The sequence below is a fragment of the Methylobacterium goesingense genome (genome assembly GCF_022179225.1).
Taxonomy (GTDB): Bacteria; Pseudomonadota; Alphaproteobacteria; order Rhizobiales; family Beijerinckiaceae; genus Methylobacterium; species Methylobacterium goesingense.
On sequence record NZ_BPQL01000084.1, the window covers coordinates 1 to 15,331 of the forward strand.

Here is a 15,331-nt window from a genome sequence, read left to right on the forward strand (position 1 = left end):
CCCTCCAGGGCCAGCGCCCCGAGGGAGACCCCGAGGCTGAGCGAGAGCTGCTGCGCTACGCTGGCAAGGCTCGTTGCGGCGCTCATCTCCCGGCTCTCCAGTTCGGCATACGCGATGGCGTTGACGCAGGTGAATTGCAGCGAGCGCACGCAGCCGCCGATCAGCAGAACGCAGATGATGACCGCGTGCGGCGTCTCGGCGGTGAAGAGGCCATTTACCGCTAGAAAGGCCGAGGCGACGAGCGCGTTGACGAGCATCACCCGGCGGAAGCCGTAGGCGCGCAGGATGCGGGGGCCGATGATCTTGATCAGGAGCGCGCCGGCCGCCGCCGCGAAGGTGATCAGCCCCGACCGGAGGGGGTCGAGCCCGAAGCCAATCTGCAGCATCAGCGGCAGCAGGAAGGGGATCGCCCCGGTGCCGATCCGGAACAGGCTGCCGCCCGTCACAGCCGCCCGGAAGGTCGGATACCGCAGCAGGTCGAGGCGGATGACCGGATTGGCCAGGCCGCGCGAATGCCGGAAGTACAGGGTGAGGAACACGCAGCCGGCGCCGAGGCAGATCCACGACAGGCCCTCCGGCAAGAGCTCTCGACCTGTGGAGGCGAGACCGAGCATCAGCGTGGCGAGCCCTAGCCCGGAGAGCAGGAAGCCGAGAACGTCGAGGGGCGGACGCTCGGCCTCGCGGATGTTTTCGAAGTAGATCGTCGACAGCACGATGCCGGCGATGCCGATCGGGATGTTGATGAAGAAGATCCAGCGCCAGTCGAGATAGGTGGTGATGAAACCGCCCAGCGGTGGACCGAAGATCGGTCCGATCAGGGCCGGGATCGTCAGGTAGGCCAGCGCGCTGACGAGTTCGCTCTTGGGTACGCTGCGCAGGATCACGAGGCGCCCCACCGGCACCATCATGGCGCCTCCGACCCCCTGGAAGAACCGGGCCGCGACGAAGCCGACGAGCGAGTTCGAGGCCGCACAGGCGAGCGAACCGGCCATGAACACCCCGAGGGCGATCCGGAACACGGTGCGGGCCCCGAACCGGTCGGCCATCCAGCCGCTGATTGGGATGAAGATCGCGAGGCTGACGAGATAGGCGGTCAGCGCGAGCTTCAGGGCGATCGGGTCCTCACCCAGACTCCTGGCGATGGCCGGGAGCGCGGTGGCGATCACGGTGGAATCGGTATTCTCCATGAAGAGCGCGGTGGCGACGACGAGGGGGACGATCTGGGACGTGCGCATCGGCGTGACATAGGTCCGGTCAAGCCGCCCGAGTGCCTCCTGGCGGCGAAAAGTGAAACGCGGCCCGTGCGCGCTCGGTGACGAAACGCACGGGATGAATGTGGCATGTCGCACGTGCACGGCCGGGCCCTCCGGGCGGCGTGGCCCTGCGGCCACATCGGACCAGCAACGGACTAGGACCGGCGGCGCGCGCCTTTCCACAATGTTGCTGGAGCCGCTAAGCTCGGCTGCATGATCGGTCGCCGCTCGACTCCGCTTCGGAGTCGTGCCGGGCGCCCCCTACCACGGCTCCAAGAAAGTCCCCGATGCTTCCGAGGTTCGAACATCGACGCAGGCTGGCCGGCTTCGTCTCCTGCCTGGCGCTGGCGGTTGCCGTCGCCGGCTGCGGCACCGTCGTCCTGACGGAATCGGGCGCGCTGACGCGCTACGACCGCCTCACCGCCAGCGACGAGACGGCCAGCTCCTCGCGAATCTTCGTCGATCCGGCTGTCCTGACGGCCACCCGGACCGTGCGGATCGTGCCCACCACCTTCTCCGAGGTCGTGGCCCCGGGACTGACGCCGGCCGAGCGCAAGCTCGTCGCCAACGCGGCCGACCGGGCGCTCTGCTATGAGCTCTCCCTGCGCTACGACGTCGTCACCGGCCGGAAGGCCGACCTCACCGTGCGCTCGGCGGTGACCCGGATCGACCTCACCAACGTGCCGGCGGCCGGCGCCACCGTGGCGACCTCGGCCGGCATCACCATCGCGTCCCAACTCGGCGCCGGCTTCGCGACGGCGGTGGGCCGCGTCCCGATCCCCCGCATCCCGATCGGGCTCGGCAGCCTGACGGTCGAGGCCGAGGCCCTGGACAGCCGCAACGTGCAGCGGGCCGCGATGGTCTGGGGCGGCGCCAGCAACGCCTTCACCAATCAGGCCCGGTTCTCCCCGGCCAGCGACGCCTACGACCTCGCCGGCGAATTCGGCCAGGATTTCGGCTACTACCTCGCCACCGGCGAAGACCCGTTCAAGGCGCCGGTCACGCTGCCGACCTACGACCGCGTCCGCATCACGACGCTGGGTGAAGCCCCCCTCGATCCGGATTGCGAGGCCTTCGGCCGTGCTCCCGGCCTCGACGGCATCCTGGGCGACTATGTCGGCGCCCCGCCGGAATGGACCGACAAGGGACCGGCCGAGGGCCTGCCCGGCGCCCCCCGGGGCCTGCGCTAGGCGCAACCCCCACCGGACGAAGGCTCATCCGGCGCATTTTCCTGTGTCGGTGGGCCCGTGCCGGCTTTGCGTGGCGTCCCGGCGCATGATACTGGCCCGTGCCAACCCGATGACGCCGGACAGCCCGAATGGGCCCGGCGCAGCACCCGTTCCGGAGTTGGTACATGGCCCGCATCACCGCTGATTCGATCATCGAGGGCCTGACCTTCGACGATGTCCTGCTGCGTCCCGCTGCCTCTTCGGTGATGCCCAGCGACGTGAAGATCGCGAGCCGGCTCACCCGCTCGATCCACCTCAACCTGCCGATCCTGGCTTCCGCCATGGACACCGTCACCGAAGCGCCGATGGCCATCGCCATGGCGCAGAACGGCGGCATGGGCGTCATTCACCGCAACCTCGAACCGGCGGAGCAGGCCGAGCAGGTCCGGCTCGTCAAGAAGTACGAGTCGGGCATGGTGCTGAACCCCATCACCATCCACCCGGACGAGACCCTGGCGGACGCGTTCTCGCTGATGAAGCAGAACCGCATCTCGGGCATCCCGGTGGTTGAGCGCGGCCCCAACGGCTCCCGCGGCAAGCTGGTCGGCATTCTCACCAACCGCGACGTGCGCTTCGCCACCAACGCCTCGGAGACCGTTGCCGACCTGATGACCCGCGACCGGCTCATCACCGTGCGCGAGGGCGTGAGCCAGGACGAGGCCAAGCGCCTGCTGCACCAGTTCCGCATCGAGAAGCTGCTCGTCGTCGACGATCACTACCGCTGCATCGGGCTGATCACGGTCAAGGACATCGAGAAGCAGGTCGCCTATCCGGGCGCGGTGAAGGACGAACAGGGCCGCCTGCGGGTGGCCGCCGCCACGACCACCGGGGACAGCGGCTTCGAGCGGGCCGAGCGCCTCATCGATGCCGGCTGCGACGTCATCGTGGTCGACACCGCCCACGGCCACTCGATCAAGGTGCTCGACGCCGTGCGCCGGGTGAAGCAGCTCTCCAACGCCGTGCAGGTCGTGGCCGGCAATGTCGCGACCCGCGACGGCGCCCAGGCCCTGATCGACGCCGGCGCGGACGCGATCAAAGTCGGCATCGGCCCGGGTTCGATCTGCACCACCCGCATCGTCGCCGGAGTCGGCGTGCCGCAGCTCACCGCCCTGATGGAGGCCGTCGAGGCCGCTCATAGCGCCGACGTGCCGGTCATCGCCGACGGCGGCATCAAGTATTCCGGCGACCTCGCCAAGGCGATCGCGGCCGGTGCCTCCGTCGCCATGCTGGGCTCGCTGCTCGCGGGCACCGACGAGGCCCCCGGCGAGGTGTTCCTGCACCAGGGCCGTTCCTACAAGAGCTACCGGGGCATGGGCTCGGTGGGCGCGATGGCGCGCGGCTCCGCCGACCGCTACTTCCAGGCCGAGGTCAGCGACACCCACAAGCTCGTGCCGGAGGGTATCGAGGGTCAGGTCCCCTACAAGGGCCCGGTGGCGGCCGTGCTGCACCAACTCGCCGGCGGCCTGCGGGCGGCAATGGGCTATGTCGGCGCCCCGACGATTCCGGACTTCCAGGAAAAGGCGCAGTTCATCCGCATCACCAATGCGGGCCTGCGCGAGAGCCACGTCCACGACGTCACCATCACCCGCGAAAGCCCGAACTACCCCGGCCGCGCCTGACCCGCGCGGCGCGGACCCAGCCCGCGCGGGCCCGCGCCGGATATCCGGCCGGGTCGTCGGGCGAAGGAGACGCCGTGACCGTCCAAGCCATCCTGGCCCCTGACTTCGCCCAGATCTTCCTCACCTTCGCGCTGCTGTTCTGGACCGGGCATAAGCGCCTCTCCGCGCTGCGCAGCGGCGGCACGAAGGGCTGCGAACTCTCGCTCGGCCAGCGCGACTGGCCGGCCCCGGCCCAGCAGGCGGCCAACACCTTCGCGAACCAGTTCGAGATCCCGGTCCTGTTCTACGTCCTGGTCGGCTTCGCCATGGCGACGCGCAAGGCTGACCTGCTCTTCGTGGTCCTGGCCTGGGTCTTCGTTGCGACGCGCTTCCTCCACGCCCGAATCTACCTCACCACCAATCACGTCCCGTCGCGGTTCCGGGCGTTCACCGCCGGGACGCTGGTGCTGCTGGCGATGTGGATCGTCTTCGCGGTCCGGATTTTCCTGGCGCCGGCCGGCGTTTGAAACGCTACCAAGGCGCACCATCGGCGGTCGATGCCCGGAATGGGCGGTGACCCGCGAAGAACGAAGTGGAGGACATCATGCGCGTGCTCGTTGTCGGCGCCGGAGCCACCGGCGGATACTTTGGTGCGCGCCTCGCCGAGGCCGGCCGCGACGTAACCTTCCTCGTCCGTCCGGCCCGCGCCGAGACGCTCGCGCATGCCGGCCTGAAGGTCGAGGGTCCGGCCGGCAATCTGCACATCGCGGCGCCACAGACCGTCACGGCCGCCGATCTCGCGGCCGGAAAGGCCGGCGCCTTCGACCTCGTGCTGTTCTCCTGCAAGGCCTACGACCTCGACGGCGCTATCTCGGACGTCGCGCCGGCCATCGGAGCCGAGACCGCGATCCTCCCCCTGCTCAACGGCATGCGCCACCTCGACGCCCTCGACGCGCGGTTCGGGGCGGAGCGCGTGCTCGGCGGGTCCTGCGCCATCGCGGCGACTCTGGGCCCGGCGGGCGAGATCCGACAAATGAACCAGCTCCACACCCTGACCTTCGGCGAGCGGGCCGGCGGTCGTTCCGCGCGGGTCGAGGCCATCGAGGCGCTGATGCGGGGCGTGAATTTCCAGCCGCGCCTCAGCGAGAGCATGGTCCTAGAGATGTGGGAGAAGTGGAGCTTCCTGGCGACGCTGGCCGGATCGACCTGCCTCATGCGCGCCACCATCGGCGACATCGTCGCCGCCCCAGGCGGGCTCGGCTTCATCGAGGCGCTGATGGAGGAGTGCCGCGCCATCGCCGAGGCCGCCGGCTACGCGCCGCGCCCGAACGTGGCGGACAACACGCGCAAGACCCTGACCGCCGAGGGCTCCGCCTTCACCGCCTCGATGCTGCGCGACATCGAGGGCGGCGCCCGGATCGAGGCCGACCACATCATCGGCGACCTGATCGCCCGGGCACCCGACGCGGACGGGCATCCGATGCTCGACCGCGTCTACACCCACCTCAAGGCCTACGAGAACCGCCGCGCCCGCGAGGCGGCGGCCAAGACTCAGTAACGCGGCCCGGGGGGCGGCGGCGCGCCGTACTCGAGCTGGGTCTTGGCATCGAGGCGGCGCGGCGGCGGGGCCGACAGGTCCGGTGCGGCCGGCGCCGTGGAGCAGGCCGCGACCGCCAGCATGAGGAGGCCGGCGAGGCTGAGATGGATGACGGGAGACATGGGGTTCTCTAAAGCTCCATGGGTCCGCTCCGCGCGGCACCCTGGCTCAAGCTGAGCCGTGAAGGCGCCGGAAGCTCGACCGTATTGTGACGGGCGACCGCCCGAAGCGTGGCCGTATCGCGGCACCCGCCGAGAGCGGCGCCGAGAACTCCGAGGACTTTGCCCTGACGCCCCCCGCCCGCCTGTCCGCCGCCATCGAAGTCCTCGCCGATATCGCGGCGCGCCGCCGCCCCGCTGCCGATGCCCTCAAGGATTGGGGCCTGGCCCACCGCTTCGCCGGATCAGGCGACCGCGCCGCCATCGCGAGCCTCGTCTACGACACCCTGCGCCGCCGCGCCTCCGCTGCCTGGATCATGGCCGACGAGAGCCCGCGCGGTCTCGTCATCGGCATGCTGCGCCTCCAGTACGGCCTCGCCGCCCCCACCATCGCGGAGATGTTCAGCGGCGAGCGCTTCGCCCCGGATCCCCTGACCGCCGACGAGTGGACGCGCCTGACCGAGGGGACACTGGCGGACGCGCCGCTACACGTCGCCGGGGACGTGCCCGAATGGGTGCTTCCCTCCCTAGAGGCTATCCTGGGGGCCGAGACCCGCGACGAGCTGCGCGCCCTGAGCCGGCGCGCGCCCCTCGATATCCGCATCAACACCCTGAAGCACAGCCGCGCCGACGCCCTGGCGGGCCTCGCACACCTCACCCCGGAACCGACCCCGCATGCGCCGAACGGCCTGCGCATTCCCATCGGCGAGGATGGACGCGGCCCGGCCCTTCATGTCGAGCCGGAATTCATCGATGGGTGGTACGAGATCCAGGACGAGGGCTCGCAGCTCGCGAGCCTGTTGAGCGGCGCGCGGCCCGGCGAGACCGTCATCGATCTGTGCGCCGGCGGCGGCGGCAAGACCCTGAGTCTGGCCGCGATGATGGAGAATACCGGCCGGCTTGTGGCCAGCGACGACGACCCGCGCCGTCTGGCCCCGATCCACGAGCGCCTGCGCCGCGCGGGCGCCGTCGCGGAAATCCGCACGCCCCGCGCCGGCCGGGCCCGCGCCGACGTGCTTGGCGACCTCGATGGCGGCGCCGACCGCGTCCTCGTCGATGCCCCCTGCACCGGCTCCGGAACCTGGCGGCGCAATCCCGACGCGAAATGGCGGTTGCGCCCGAACGCCTTGAGCCTCCGCGTCGCCGATCAGGCCGCGGTGCTCGACCGGGCGGCGCGGCTGGTACGGCCCGGCGGGCGCATCACCTACATCACCTGTTCGCTTCTGCCCGAGGAGAATGACGCCGCCGTCGCCGGCCTCCTGGCGCGACGCCCGGACGACTTCGCGGTCATCCCCGCTGCCGACATCGTAGCGGCGTACGCCCCCGGAATCGCGCCGTCCGTTCGTTTCACCCGGCATGGCCTCCAGATGAGTCCCGCCCTGACCGGCACGGACGGCTTCTACGTGGCCACCCTGGCGAGACGGGGCTGAAACGAGACGGGGCTGAAACGAGAAATGGCCCCCGACGGGGGCCATTCCGTATCCGTGAGCGGGGACGTCCGAGCGGTGCCCGATCGGACGTCGCACTGCTCGAATTTCAGAAGCAGCGGCGCTTGCGCACCACGACGACCCGACCCAAGGGGCCACGGCGCTTGGTGACGACCGTCTTGCAGCGGGGGCCGCGGATCACCGTCCGCTCGACGACGCGCACCTGTTCGATGCCACTGGCCGGGGCGACACCCGCCGGGACGGGCAGGGCGGAAGCAGCGGTGGTGCCGAGACCGGTGAGGGCGAGGGCGGCGATCCCGAAGATGGTGGCTCTCATGGCTGAGGCTCCTGTTCGTTGCTGGGGGCGTCGGTTTCGGGGCCGCGCGGTGAACGTTCGGTTAACGCGCCGGACCTCCCCATCCCCAGCCCGGTGCCGATCGCGTGACCGCTCTGCGAGCCGATCCGTTGCACAGGATCGAGGCCTCGTCTAACTCCGGTTCCATGACGACAGAACACGACAAAATCCTCATCGTGGATTTCGGCAGCCAGGTGACGCAGCTCATCGCGCGCCGCGTGCGCGAAGAGGGGGTCTATTGCGAGATCGTCCCCTTTACGAAGGCGGCCGAGGCCTTCGCGGAGACGAAGCCCAAGGGCGTGATCCTCTCGGGCGGCCCCGAATCGGTGACCACCGAAGCCTCGCCCCGGACGCCACAGGTCGTGTTCGATTCGGGCGTGCCGGTCTTCGGCATCTGCTACGGCCAGCAGGCTATGGCGGCCCAGCTCGGCGGCGAGGTCGAGGGTGGCCACCACGCCGAGTTCGGCCGGGCCGAGATCGAGATCCTGTCGGAATGCCCTCTGTTCAAGGGCGTGTGGCATGTCGGTGAGCACTACCCCGTCTGGATGAGCCACGGCGACCGCGTCACCAAGCTCCCCAACGGCTTCACCACCGTCGCCATGTCGAAGAACGCCCCCTTCGCGGCAGTGGCCGACGAGGCGCGCGGCTACTACGCGGTGCAGTTCCACCCGGAGGTGGCGCACACGCCGCACGGTGCCCTGCTGATCCGCAACTTCGTCCGCGACATCGCCGGGTGCTCCGGCGACTGGACCATGGGCGCCTACCGCGAGGAGGCGATCGAGAAGATCCGCGCGCAGGTGGGCCGTGAGCGGGTGATCTGCGGCCTGTCGGGCGGCGTCGATTCGGCGGTCGCGGCGGTGCTTATTCACGAAGCGATCGGTGATCAGCTCACCTGCGTCTTCGTCGACCACGGTCTGCTGCGGATGGGCGAGGCCGAGGAGGTCGTGCGCTTGTTCCGCGACCACTACAACATCCCCCTCGTCCACGTGGAGGCGCAGGATCTGTTCCTCGGAGAACTGAACGGCGTCAGCGACCCGGAGCAGAAGCGCAAGACGATCGGGCGCCTGTTCATCGACGTGTTCGAGGCCGAATCGAAGAAGATCGGCGGCGCCGCCTTCCTGGCCCAGGGCACCCTCTACCCGGACGTGATCGAGAGCGTGTCGTTCACCGGCGGCCCGTCGGTGACCATCAAGTCGCACCACAATGTCGGCGGCCTGCCCGAGCGCATGAACATGCAACTGGTCGAGCCCCTGCGCGAACTGTTCAAGGACGAGGTGCGGGTGCTCGGCAAGGAACTCGGGCTGCCCGAGGCCTTCGTCGGACGCCATCCCTTCCCGGGCCCGGGTCTGGCCATCCGCTGCCCCGGCACGATCACGCCCGAGAAGCTGGAGGCCCTGCGCAAGGCCGACGCGATCTACCTCGACGAGATCCGCAAGGCTGGGCTCTACGACACGATCTGGCAGGCTTTCGCGGTGATCCTTCCCGTGAAGACCGTCGGCGTGATGGGCGACGGCCGCACCTACGACCACGTCTGCGCGTTGCGCGCAGTCACTTCGGTCGACGGCATGACGGCGGATTTCTACCCCTTCGACATGGCGTTCCTCGGCCGTGTGGCAACGCGGATCATCAACGAGGTCAAGGGCATCAACCGGGTGACCTACGACATCACCTCCAAGCCCCCCGGTACCATCGAGTGGGAGTGATCCAGCGGGGCGTCAGGACGAATGGATCCGATGGCGAGATCCTGCGTCACCCGCTCCGGTGAAGGTTCGCAGATTCTGATCTAGCGGACGATCCGCACCGCTGCGCCGTCGACGCGGACACGTCGTGTCCGACTCCGAGGCGCAATCGAGACCCCACGCAGATCATCCGTATCGCCTGCCAAGTCGTTTTCCTCGGCGTGGTAAGGCGCGCCGGCGTCCCCCAGCATTCGCTCGTTCGGCAATGGGGCTAGATCGGCACTTTTTTACAAAAAACCTTCGCGGCCGGTTCGCCCGTGAGCGCCGCACGCCCGGCGCATCGATGCCGTTCCGGTATCGATCCATCCAGCCTTTGAGTTGGACGCTGCCTCGCGGCGGGCCCTAGGCTCGACCCTGCAAATGGCCGCCGTGTCCGAAAGGATCTGAGAACGGCCGATGTCCGCTACGGCAATAGCCGGGCGGGTCCGCTTTCAGGGAGAGACGCCATGGGCGCCGGTCTGGTCATGACCGCGGCGAAGCGGAGCCGTGTACGGCTCCTCATCGTCACGATGCTGTTCTTCGCCACCACCATCAATTACGCCGACCGCGCGACGCTCTCGATCGCCGGCCCGTCGCTGGCCAAGGACCTCGGCCTCGACGCGGTCTCCATGGGCTACGTCTTCTCCGCCTTCGCCTGGTCCTACGTGCTGGCACAGCTTCCGGGTGGTTGGCTGCTCGACCGCTACGGCGCCAAGTGGGTCTATGCCGGCGCGATCTTCCTGTGGTCGGCCTTCACCCTGATGCAGGGGGCCGTCGGGTTCTTCACCGGCTTCACGGCGGTCGCGGTGCTCTTCAGCCTGCGCCTCCTGGTCGGGCTCGCCGAGGCGCCGGTCTTCCCCGCCAACGCCCGCATCACCGCCGCGTGGTTCCCGACCTCCGAGCGCGGCACTGCCTCGGCCTTCTTCAACTCCTCGCAGTACTTCGCCACCGTGCTGTTCACCCCGCTCATGGGCTGGGTGGTGCACCATTACGGCTGGCATCACGTCTTCACCCTGATGGGCGCGCTCGGCATCGCGTTCGCGCTGCTCTGGACACAGGTCATGTACGGGCCGAAGGAGCACCCGTCGATCAATCAGGCCGAGCGCGACTACATCGAGGCGGGCGGCGCGCTGCTGGACATGGACGGACGCGGCGCCGCGGCCCCGGTCAATGCCGGGCGCACGATCCGGCAGTTGCTGTCGAACCGCATGCTGCTCGGCATCTATATCGGCCAGTACTGCATCACCACGCTGACGTACTTCTTCCTGACCTGGTTCCCGGTCTACCTCGTGAAGGAGCGTGGGCTCTCCATCCTTCAGGCGGGCTTCGCCGCCGTGCTGCCGGCTCTCTGCGGTTTCATCGGTGGCATCCTGGGCGGCTGGATCTCCGACATGCTGCTGAAGCGCGGCTACTCCCTCACCGCATCGCGAAAAATTCCGATCGTGGGCGGCATGCTCCTCTCCATGTGCATCATCGGCTGCAATTACGTTGAGGCCGACGCCCTCGTGGTGGGGCTGATGGCGCTGGCCTTCTTCGGCAAGGGCATCGGGGCGCTCGGCTGGGCCGTGGTCTCCGACACCTCGCCGCGCGCCACCGGCGGCCTGAACGGCGGCCTGTTCAACACCTTCGGCAACACCGCCGGCATCACGACCCCGATCGTGATCGGCTACATCGTCCAGACGACCGGCTCGTTCAACGGCGCCCTGGTCTTCGTGGGGCTCAACGCCCTCGTGGCGGTGTTCTGCTATCTCGTGATCGTCGGTGAGATCCGCCGGGTGGAGTTGCACTGATCCCATCCCCGTCACAACCGTGAGACGATCCGTGGCCGTGGGCATCCGCCCGCGGCCATTCCCGTGCGAGGCCAGATGCTCGATTTCGGCCAACTCCGCTGCTTTGCCGCCGTCGCCGAAGAACTGCATTTCGGCCGCGCCGCTGCCCGGCTCAACATGACCCAGCCGCCGCTTTCGCGGCAGATCCAGGTGCTGGAACGCGTCCTCGACGTCCAGCTCCTCGACCGGACCAGCAGGTCCGTCCGGCTCACCGCCGCCGGGCGAAGCTTCCTGCCCGAGGCCCTGCGCATCCTGCGGCTGGCCGAGACCGCCACCCATATCACCCGGCAGGTGGCGGCGGGCCGGGCCGGCGTGCTCAAGCTCGGCTTCACCGCCGCCTCGGCCTACGATTTTCTGCCCCGCCTCGTCATGGCCTGCCGGAGCGCGATGCCCGACGTCACGCTCTCGCTCCGCGAGATGGTGACCAAGGATCAGGTCGAGGCGATCCTGTCCGGCCAGATCGATGCGGGCCTCATCCGGCCGCCCGTGAACCATCCTGAACTCGAATCGGAGCAGGCCCTGGCCGAACCGCTGATCGTCGCGCTCCCCGACGGACACGCCCTCGTCGGCCGCGACGCCCTGACCCTCGAGGACCTCAAGGGGGAGGCGCTCGTCGGCTACGCGCCGCACGAGGCGAGCTACTTCCACGATCTGCTGATCGGCCTCTTCGCCGGCACGGACCTTCAGCCCCGCATCGTCCAGCGCCTGACCCAGATCCACTCGATCCTGGCGCTGGTCCGCGCACGCCTCGGCATCGCCATCGTGCCGGCGGCGGCCGAGCGCCTTCGCTTCGAGGGCGTCGCCTTTCGGCCCCTGGAATTGGCCCAACCGCGCCCGGCGGAACTGCACCTCGCCTGGCGCCGCGGCAGCGACGACCCGCTCCTGGCGCATCTGCGCAAGCTCGCACCGGACCTGCACTGAGCCGCCGATCGATACGCTTCAGGCATCGATCGATCCAGCCTTTGGCTTGGACCAACATCGCCGGTCTGCCCTAGAACCAGACCCGCAAGACGATGCGCAGACATCGCTGCGACCGGTTCGGGAGAACGCTCATGGCCCAGGATTCCAGCACGTCGACCGCGCGCGGCTTTTCGCGCACCCCCACCATCACCGCCATCAAGGTCGTGCCGGTGGCCGGCCGCGACAGCATGCTGCTCAATCTCAGCGGCGCGCACGGCCCCTTCTTCACCCGCAACCTCGTGATCCTGACCGACTCGACCGGCGCCACGGGTCTCGGCGAGGTGCCGGGCGGCGAGCGCATCCGCGCCACCCTGGAGGAGGCTGGCGACCTCATCGTCGGCCGCCCCATCGGCGACTGGCAGGCGGTGCTCAACGCCATGCGCACCCGCTTCGCCGACCGCGATGCCGGCGGACGCGGTCTCCAGACCTTCGACCTGCGCGTCACCATCCACGCCGTCACGGCGATTGAATCCGCGTTCCTCGATCTCCTCGGCCAGTTCCTCGAGGTGCCGGTGGCCGCCCTCCTGGGCGAGGGGCAGCAGCGCGACGCCGTGGAGATGCTGGGCTACCTGTTCTATGTCGGCGACCGCCGCCGCACCGATCTGCCCTACCGCGAGCCGGAGGCCCGCGACGGCTGGTTCCGCCTGCGCGACGAGGAGGCCCTGACCCCCGACGCTGTCGCCCGTCTGGCGGAAGCCGTTTATGAGACCTACGGCTTCAACGACTTCAAGCTGAAGGGCGGCGTCCTCGCCGGCGAGGAGGAGATCGCGGCGGTGACCGCGATCCACGAGCGCTTCCCGAAGGCCCGCGTTACCCTCGATCCAAACGGCGCCTGGTCTCTGAAGGAGGCCATTCGCCTCTGCAAGGGACGCGGCGACGTGCTCGCCTATGCGGAGGACCCCTGCGGCGCTGAGGAGGGCTTCTCGGGCCGCGAGATCATGGCCGAGTTCCGCCGCGCCACGGGCCTGCCCACCGCCACCAACATGATCGCCACCGATTGGCGCCAGATGAACCACGCGATCCAGCTCGGCTCGGTCGACATTCCGCTCGCCGACCCGCATTTCTGGACGCTGGCCGGCTCGGTGCGCGTCGCGCAGCTCTGCCGTGATCACGGCCTGACCTGGGGCTCGCACTCGAACAACCATTTCGACGTCTCGCTGGCGATGTTCACTCACGTGGCCGCCGCCGCCCCCGGCCGGGTCACCGCCATCGACACTCACTGGATCTGGCAGGACGGACAGCGCCTCACCAAGGAGCCGCTCCGGATCGAGGGAGGGCTCGTGCGCGTGCCCGAGCGCCCCGGCCTCGGCATCGAGCTCGACTGGTCGGAAGTCGAGGCGGCGCATGCTCTCTACAAGAGCCACGGCCTTGGCGCCCGCGACGATGCCTCCGCCATGCAGTTCCTCATCCCGAACTGGACCTTCGACAACAAGCGCCCCTGCCTCGTCCGGTGATTTGCCTCGTCCGGTAATTTCCCCTGGTGCGCCGACCCCCAACTCCGGAGACGCGACGATGACCGATATCCTCACCAACCGCTTCAAGGCGGCGCTCAATGCCGGCCAGCAGCAGATCGGCCTCTGGTGCAGCCTCGCCAGCCCGATCTCCACAGAGGTCGTGGCCGGCTCGGGCTTCGACTGGCTGCTCCTCGACATGGAACACTCCGCCAACGACCTGCGCGACGTCTATGCGCAGGTTCAATCCATGATGGAGGGCTCGGCCAACGCCATGGTGCGGATGCCGAGCGACGAGCCTATCGCGATCAAGCGCATCCTCGACACCGGCGTGCAGTCGCTGATGATCCCCAACATCGACGATGCCGACCAAGCCGCCCGCGCGGTCGCAGCCACCCGTTACGCCCCGCGCGGGGTGCGCGGTTTCTCGCAGGCCCCGCGCGCCGCCCGATTCGGTCGCATCCCGAACTATCACGCCCGCTGCGAGGCCGAGATCTTCGTGGCGGTCCAGATCGAGTCGCGCCGCGCCCTCGACAACCTCGAGGAGATTGCGGGCGTCGAGGGTGTCGATGGCGTCTTCATCGGGCCCGGCGACCTCTCCACCAGCCTCGGCTACATCGGTCAGCAGAACCACCCCGACGTGGTCGCGGTCGTGGAAGAGACGATCGCCCGCATCCGCCGCACCGGCAAACATGCCGGCATCCTCACCGCCAACGAGGACTTGGCCCACCGCTACATCGCGGCAGGCACCCGTTTCACCGCGGTCGGCTCGGACATGGGTTTGCTGGCCCGGACCTCCGAGGCGCTGGCCGCGCGCTTCCGCTGACGCCTTCACCCCGGAGACAGATATGAACGTCGGATTCATCGGCCTCGGCATCATGGGCGCGCCCATGGCCGGCCACCTCATCGCGGGCGGTCACAGCCTTGCCCTGAAGACCCGCCGACAGGTGCCGGAGGTCCTCGTCTCGGCCGGCGGCCACGCCTGCGCTACCGCCGCCGAGGTGGCCGAACGCTCGGACGTGATCATCCTGATGCTGCCCGACACCCCCGACGTGGAGGCCGTGCTGTTCGGCGCCGACGGCGTCGCAGAAGGCGTGAAGCGCGGCGCCGTGGTGGTCGACATGAGCTCGATCTCGCCGATCGCCACCCGCGATTTCGCCGCGCGCCTTGCCGAGCGTGGTGCAGAGTACCTCGACGCGCCGGTCTCCGGTGGCGAGGTCGGCGCCAAGAACGCCGCGCTCTCCATCATGGTCGGCGGCAACGAGGAGACCTTTGCCCGCGTGAAGCCGCTCCTCGACCTGATGGGCAAGACCGTGACGCATGTGGGCGAGGTGGGCGCCGGTCAGGTCGCCAAGGTCGCCAACCAGATCATCGTCGCGCTGACCATCGAGGCAGTGGCCGAAGGGCTTTTGTTCGCCTCGAAGGCCGGTGCCGATCCGGCCAAGGTGCGTCAGGCCATCACCGGCGGCCTCGCCACCTCCCGCATCCTCGAACTGCACGGCGAGCGCATGATCAAGCGCACCTTCGATCCGGGTTTCCGCATCGCCCTGCACCAGAAGGACCTGAACCTCGCGCTCGAAGGCGCCAAGTCCCTCGGCCTCGCCCTGCCGGGCACGGCCCTGGCCCAGCAGCTCTTCTCGGCCTGCGTGGCCAATGGGGCCGGCGACCGGGACCATTCGGCCCTGGTGCGCGCCCTCGAGATCATGGGCAACCACGCGGTCGCGGAGGGCTGAGATCCGGCGGCGGCCGTCTGCGC

14 protein-coding genes are annotated in these 15,331 nt (G+C 69.1%); 11 read left to right on the forward strand and 3 right to left on the reverse strand.

The genetic code is table 11. The annotated features are described in order from the left end of the window. The coding region (locus MFF30_RS15675) for an MFS transporter (RefSeq protein WP_238280317.1) at positions 1-1,235 on the reverse strand (1,235 nt) is incomplete at its 3' end. Between the two features lie 305 nt (positions 1,236-1,540). On the opposite strand from MFF30_RS15675, the gene MFF30_RS15680 reads away from it, so the two are divergent. The 4 genes from MFF30_RS15680 to panE all read left to right on the forward strand — a co-directional run bounded on the left by MFF30_RS15680 (position 1,541) and on the right by panE (position 5,638). After that, complete coding sequence (locus MFF30_RS15680) at positions 1,541-2,443, forward strand: DUF3313 domain-containing protein (protein ID WP_238280318.1); 903 nt, start codon at positions 1,541-1,543, stop codon at positions 2,441-2,443. 164 nt (positions 2,444-2,607) lie between these two features. Further along, complete coding sequence (gene guaB / locus MFF30_RS15685) at positions 2,608-4,101, forward strand: IMP dehydrogenase (protein WP_238280319.1); 1,494 nt, start codon at positions 2,608-2,610, stop codon at positions 4,099-4,101. 74 nt (positions 4,102-4,175) lie between these two features. Beyond that, positions 4,176-4,607, forward strand: coding sequence for an MAPEG family protein (locus MFF30_RS15690; RefSeq protein ID WP_238280320.1), 432 nt, complete (start codon positions 4,176-4,178; stop codon positions 4,605-4,607). 77 nt (positions 4,608-4,684) lie between these two features. Next, positions 4,685-5,638, forward strand: coding sequence for a 2-dehydropantoate 2-reductase (gene panE / locus MFF30_RS15695; RefSeq protein WP_238280321.1), 954 nt, complete (start codon positions 4,685-4,687; stop codon positions 5,636-5,638). Here the strand turns inward: panE and MFF30_RS15700 are convergent. Then, a complete protein-coding gene (locus MFF30_RS15700) occupies positions 5,632-5,799 on the reverse strand; it encodes a hypothetical protein (RefSeq protein ID WP_238280322.1) in 168 nt (55 codons plus the stop codon). The two genes, panE and MFF30_RS15700, sit on opposite strands and share 7 nt — an antisense overlap. 164 nt (positions 5,800-5,963) lie before the next feature. On the opposite strand from MFF30_RS15700, the gene MFF30_RS15705 reads away from it, so the two are divergent. Beyond that, positions 5,964-7,265: an RsmB/NOP family class I SAM-dependent RNA methyltransferase gene (locus MFF30_RS15705; RefSeq protein ID WP_238280376.1), complete on the forward strand. Its 1,302-nt coding sequence runs from the start codon at positions 5,964-5,966 to the stop codon at positions 7,263-7,265. Between the two features lie 106 nt (positions 7,266-7,371). Here MFF30_RS15705 and MFF30_RS15710 read toward each other — a convergent pair whose 3' ends face one another. Then, positions 7,372-7,599, reverse strand: a complete 228-nt coding sequence (locus MFF30_RS15710) for a hypothetical protein (protein ID WP_238280323.1) — start codon at positions 7,597-7,599, stop codon at positions 7,372-7,374. A 164-nt stretch (positions 7,600-7,763) separates the two neighbouring features. On the opposite strand from MFF30_RS15710, the gene guaA reads away from it, so the two are divergent. From guaA to MFF30_RS15740, 6 genes are all read left to right on the forward strand, one after another. Then, the gene (gene guaA, locus MFF30_RS15715; protein ID WP_238280324.1) at positions 7,764-9,320 is read left to right on the forward strand and encodes a glutamine-hydrolyzing GMP synthase; all 1,557 of its coding nucleotides are present in this window, start codon (positions 7,764-7,766) and stop codon (positions 9,318-9,320) included. 482 nt (positions 9,321-9,802) lie between these two features. Beyond that, a complete protein-coding gene (locus MFF30_RS15720) occupies positions 9,803-11,125 on the forward strand; it encodes an MFS transporter (RefSeq protein ID WP_238280325.1) in 1,323 nt (440 codons plus the stop codon). A gap of 75 nt (positions 11,126-11,200) precedes the next feature. Next, positions 11,201-12,085 carry a LysR family transcriptional regulator gene (locus tag MFF30_RS15725; RefSeq protein ID WP_238280326.1) on the forward strand — a complete coding sequence of 295 codons (885 nt, stop codon included), beginning with the start codon at positions 11,201-11,203 and terminating at the stop codon, positions 12,083-12,085. A gap of 131 nt (positions 12,086-12,216) precedes the next feature. Further along, positions 12,217-13,578 (forward strand): glucarate dehydratase, encoded by a 1,362-nt coding sequence (gudD, locus tag MFF30_RS15730; RefSeq protein ID WP_238280327.1) that lies wholly within the window; start codon positions 12,217-12,219, stop codon positions 13,576-13,578. A gap of 58 nt (positions 13,579-13,636) precedes the next feature. Further along, positions 13,637-14,401 carry an HpcH/HpaI aldolase family protein gene (locus MFF30_RS15735; protein ID WP_238280328.1) on the forward strand — a complete coding sequence of 255 codons (765 nt, stop codon included), beginning with the start codon at positions 13,637-13,639 and terminating at the stop codon, positions 14,399-14,401. A 22-nt stretch (positions 14,402-14,423) separates the two neighbouring features. Continuing rightward, on the forward strand, positions 14,424-15,308 hold the full coding sequence (locus MFF30_RS15740; RefSeq protein WP_238280329.1) for a 2-hydroxy-3-oxopropionate reductase: 885 nt from the start codon (positions 14,424-14,426) through the stop codon (positions 15,306-15,308). Positions 15,309-15,331: the final 23 nt, after the last annotated feature.

Excerpts from the sequence above, each read along its gene's own strand:
- MFF30_RS15680 (WP_238280318.1), top strand. The coding sequence starts at position 1,541 with ATGCTTCCGAGGTTCGAACATCGACGCAGGCTGGCCGGCTTCGTCTCC.
- guaB (WP_238280319.1), top strand. The coding sequence starts at position 2,608 with ATGGCCCGCATCACCGCTGATTCGATCATCGAGGGCCTGACCTTCGAC.
- panE (WP_238280321.1), top strand. The coding sequence starts at position 4,685 with ATGCGCGTGCTCGTTGTCGGCGCCGGAGCCACCGGCGGATACTTTGGT.
- MFF30_RS15700 (WP_238280322.1), bottom strand. The coding sequence starts at position 5,799 with ATGTCTCCCGTCATCCATCTCAGCCTCGCCGGCCTCCTCATGCTGGCG.
- MFF30_RS15710 (WP_238280323.1), bottom strand. The coding sequence starts at position 7,599 with ATGAGAGCCACCATCTTCGGGATCGCCGCCCTCGCCCTCACCGGTCTC.
- guaA (WP_238280324.1), top strand. The coding sequence starts at position 7,764 with ATGACGACAGAACACGACAAAATCCTCATCGTGGATTTCGGCAGCCAG.
- MFF30_RS15720 (WP_238280325.1), top strand. The coding sequence starts at position 9,803 with ATGGGCGCCGGTCTGGTCATGACCGCGGCGAAGCGGAGCCGTGTACGG.
- MFF30_RS15725 (WP_238280326.1), top strand. The coding sequence starts at position 11,201 with ATGCTCGATTTCGGCCAACTCCGCTGCTTTGCCGCCGTCGCCGAAGAA.
- gudD (WP_238280327.1), top strand. The coding sequence starts at position 12,217 with ATGGCCCAGGATTCCAGCACGTCGACCGCGCGCGGCTTTTCGCGCACC.
- MFF30_RS15735 (WP_238280328.1), top strand. The coding sequence starts at position 13,637 with ATGACCGATATCCTCACCAACCGCTTCAAGGCGGCGCTCAATGCCGGC.
- MFF30_RS15740 (WP_238280329.1), top strand. The coding sequence starts at position 14,424 with ATGAACGTCGGATTCATCGGCCTCGGCATCATGGGCGCGCCCATGGCC.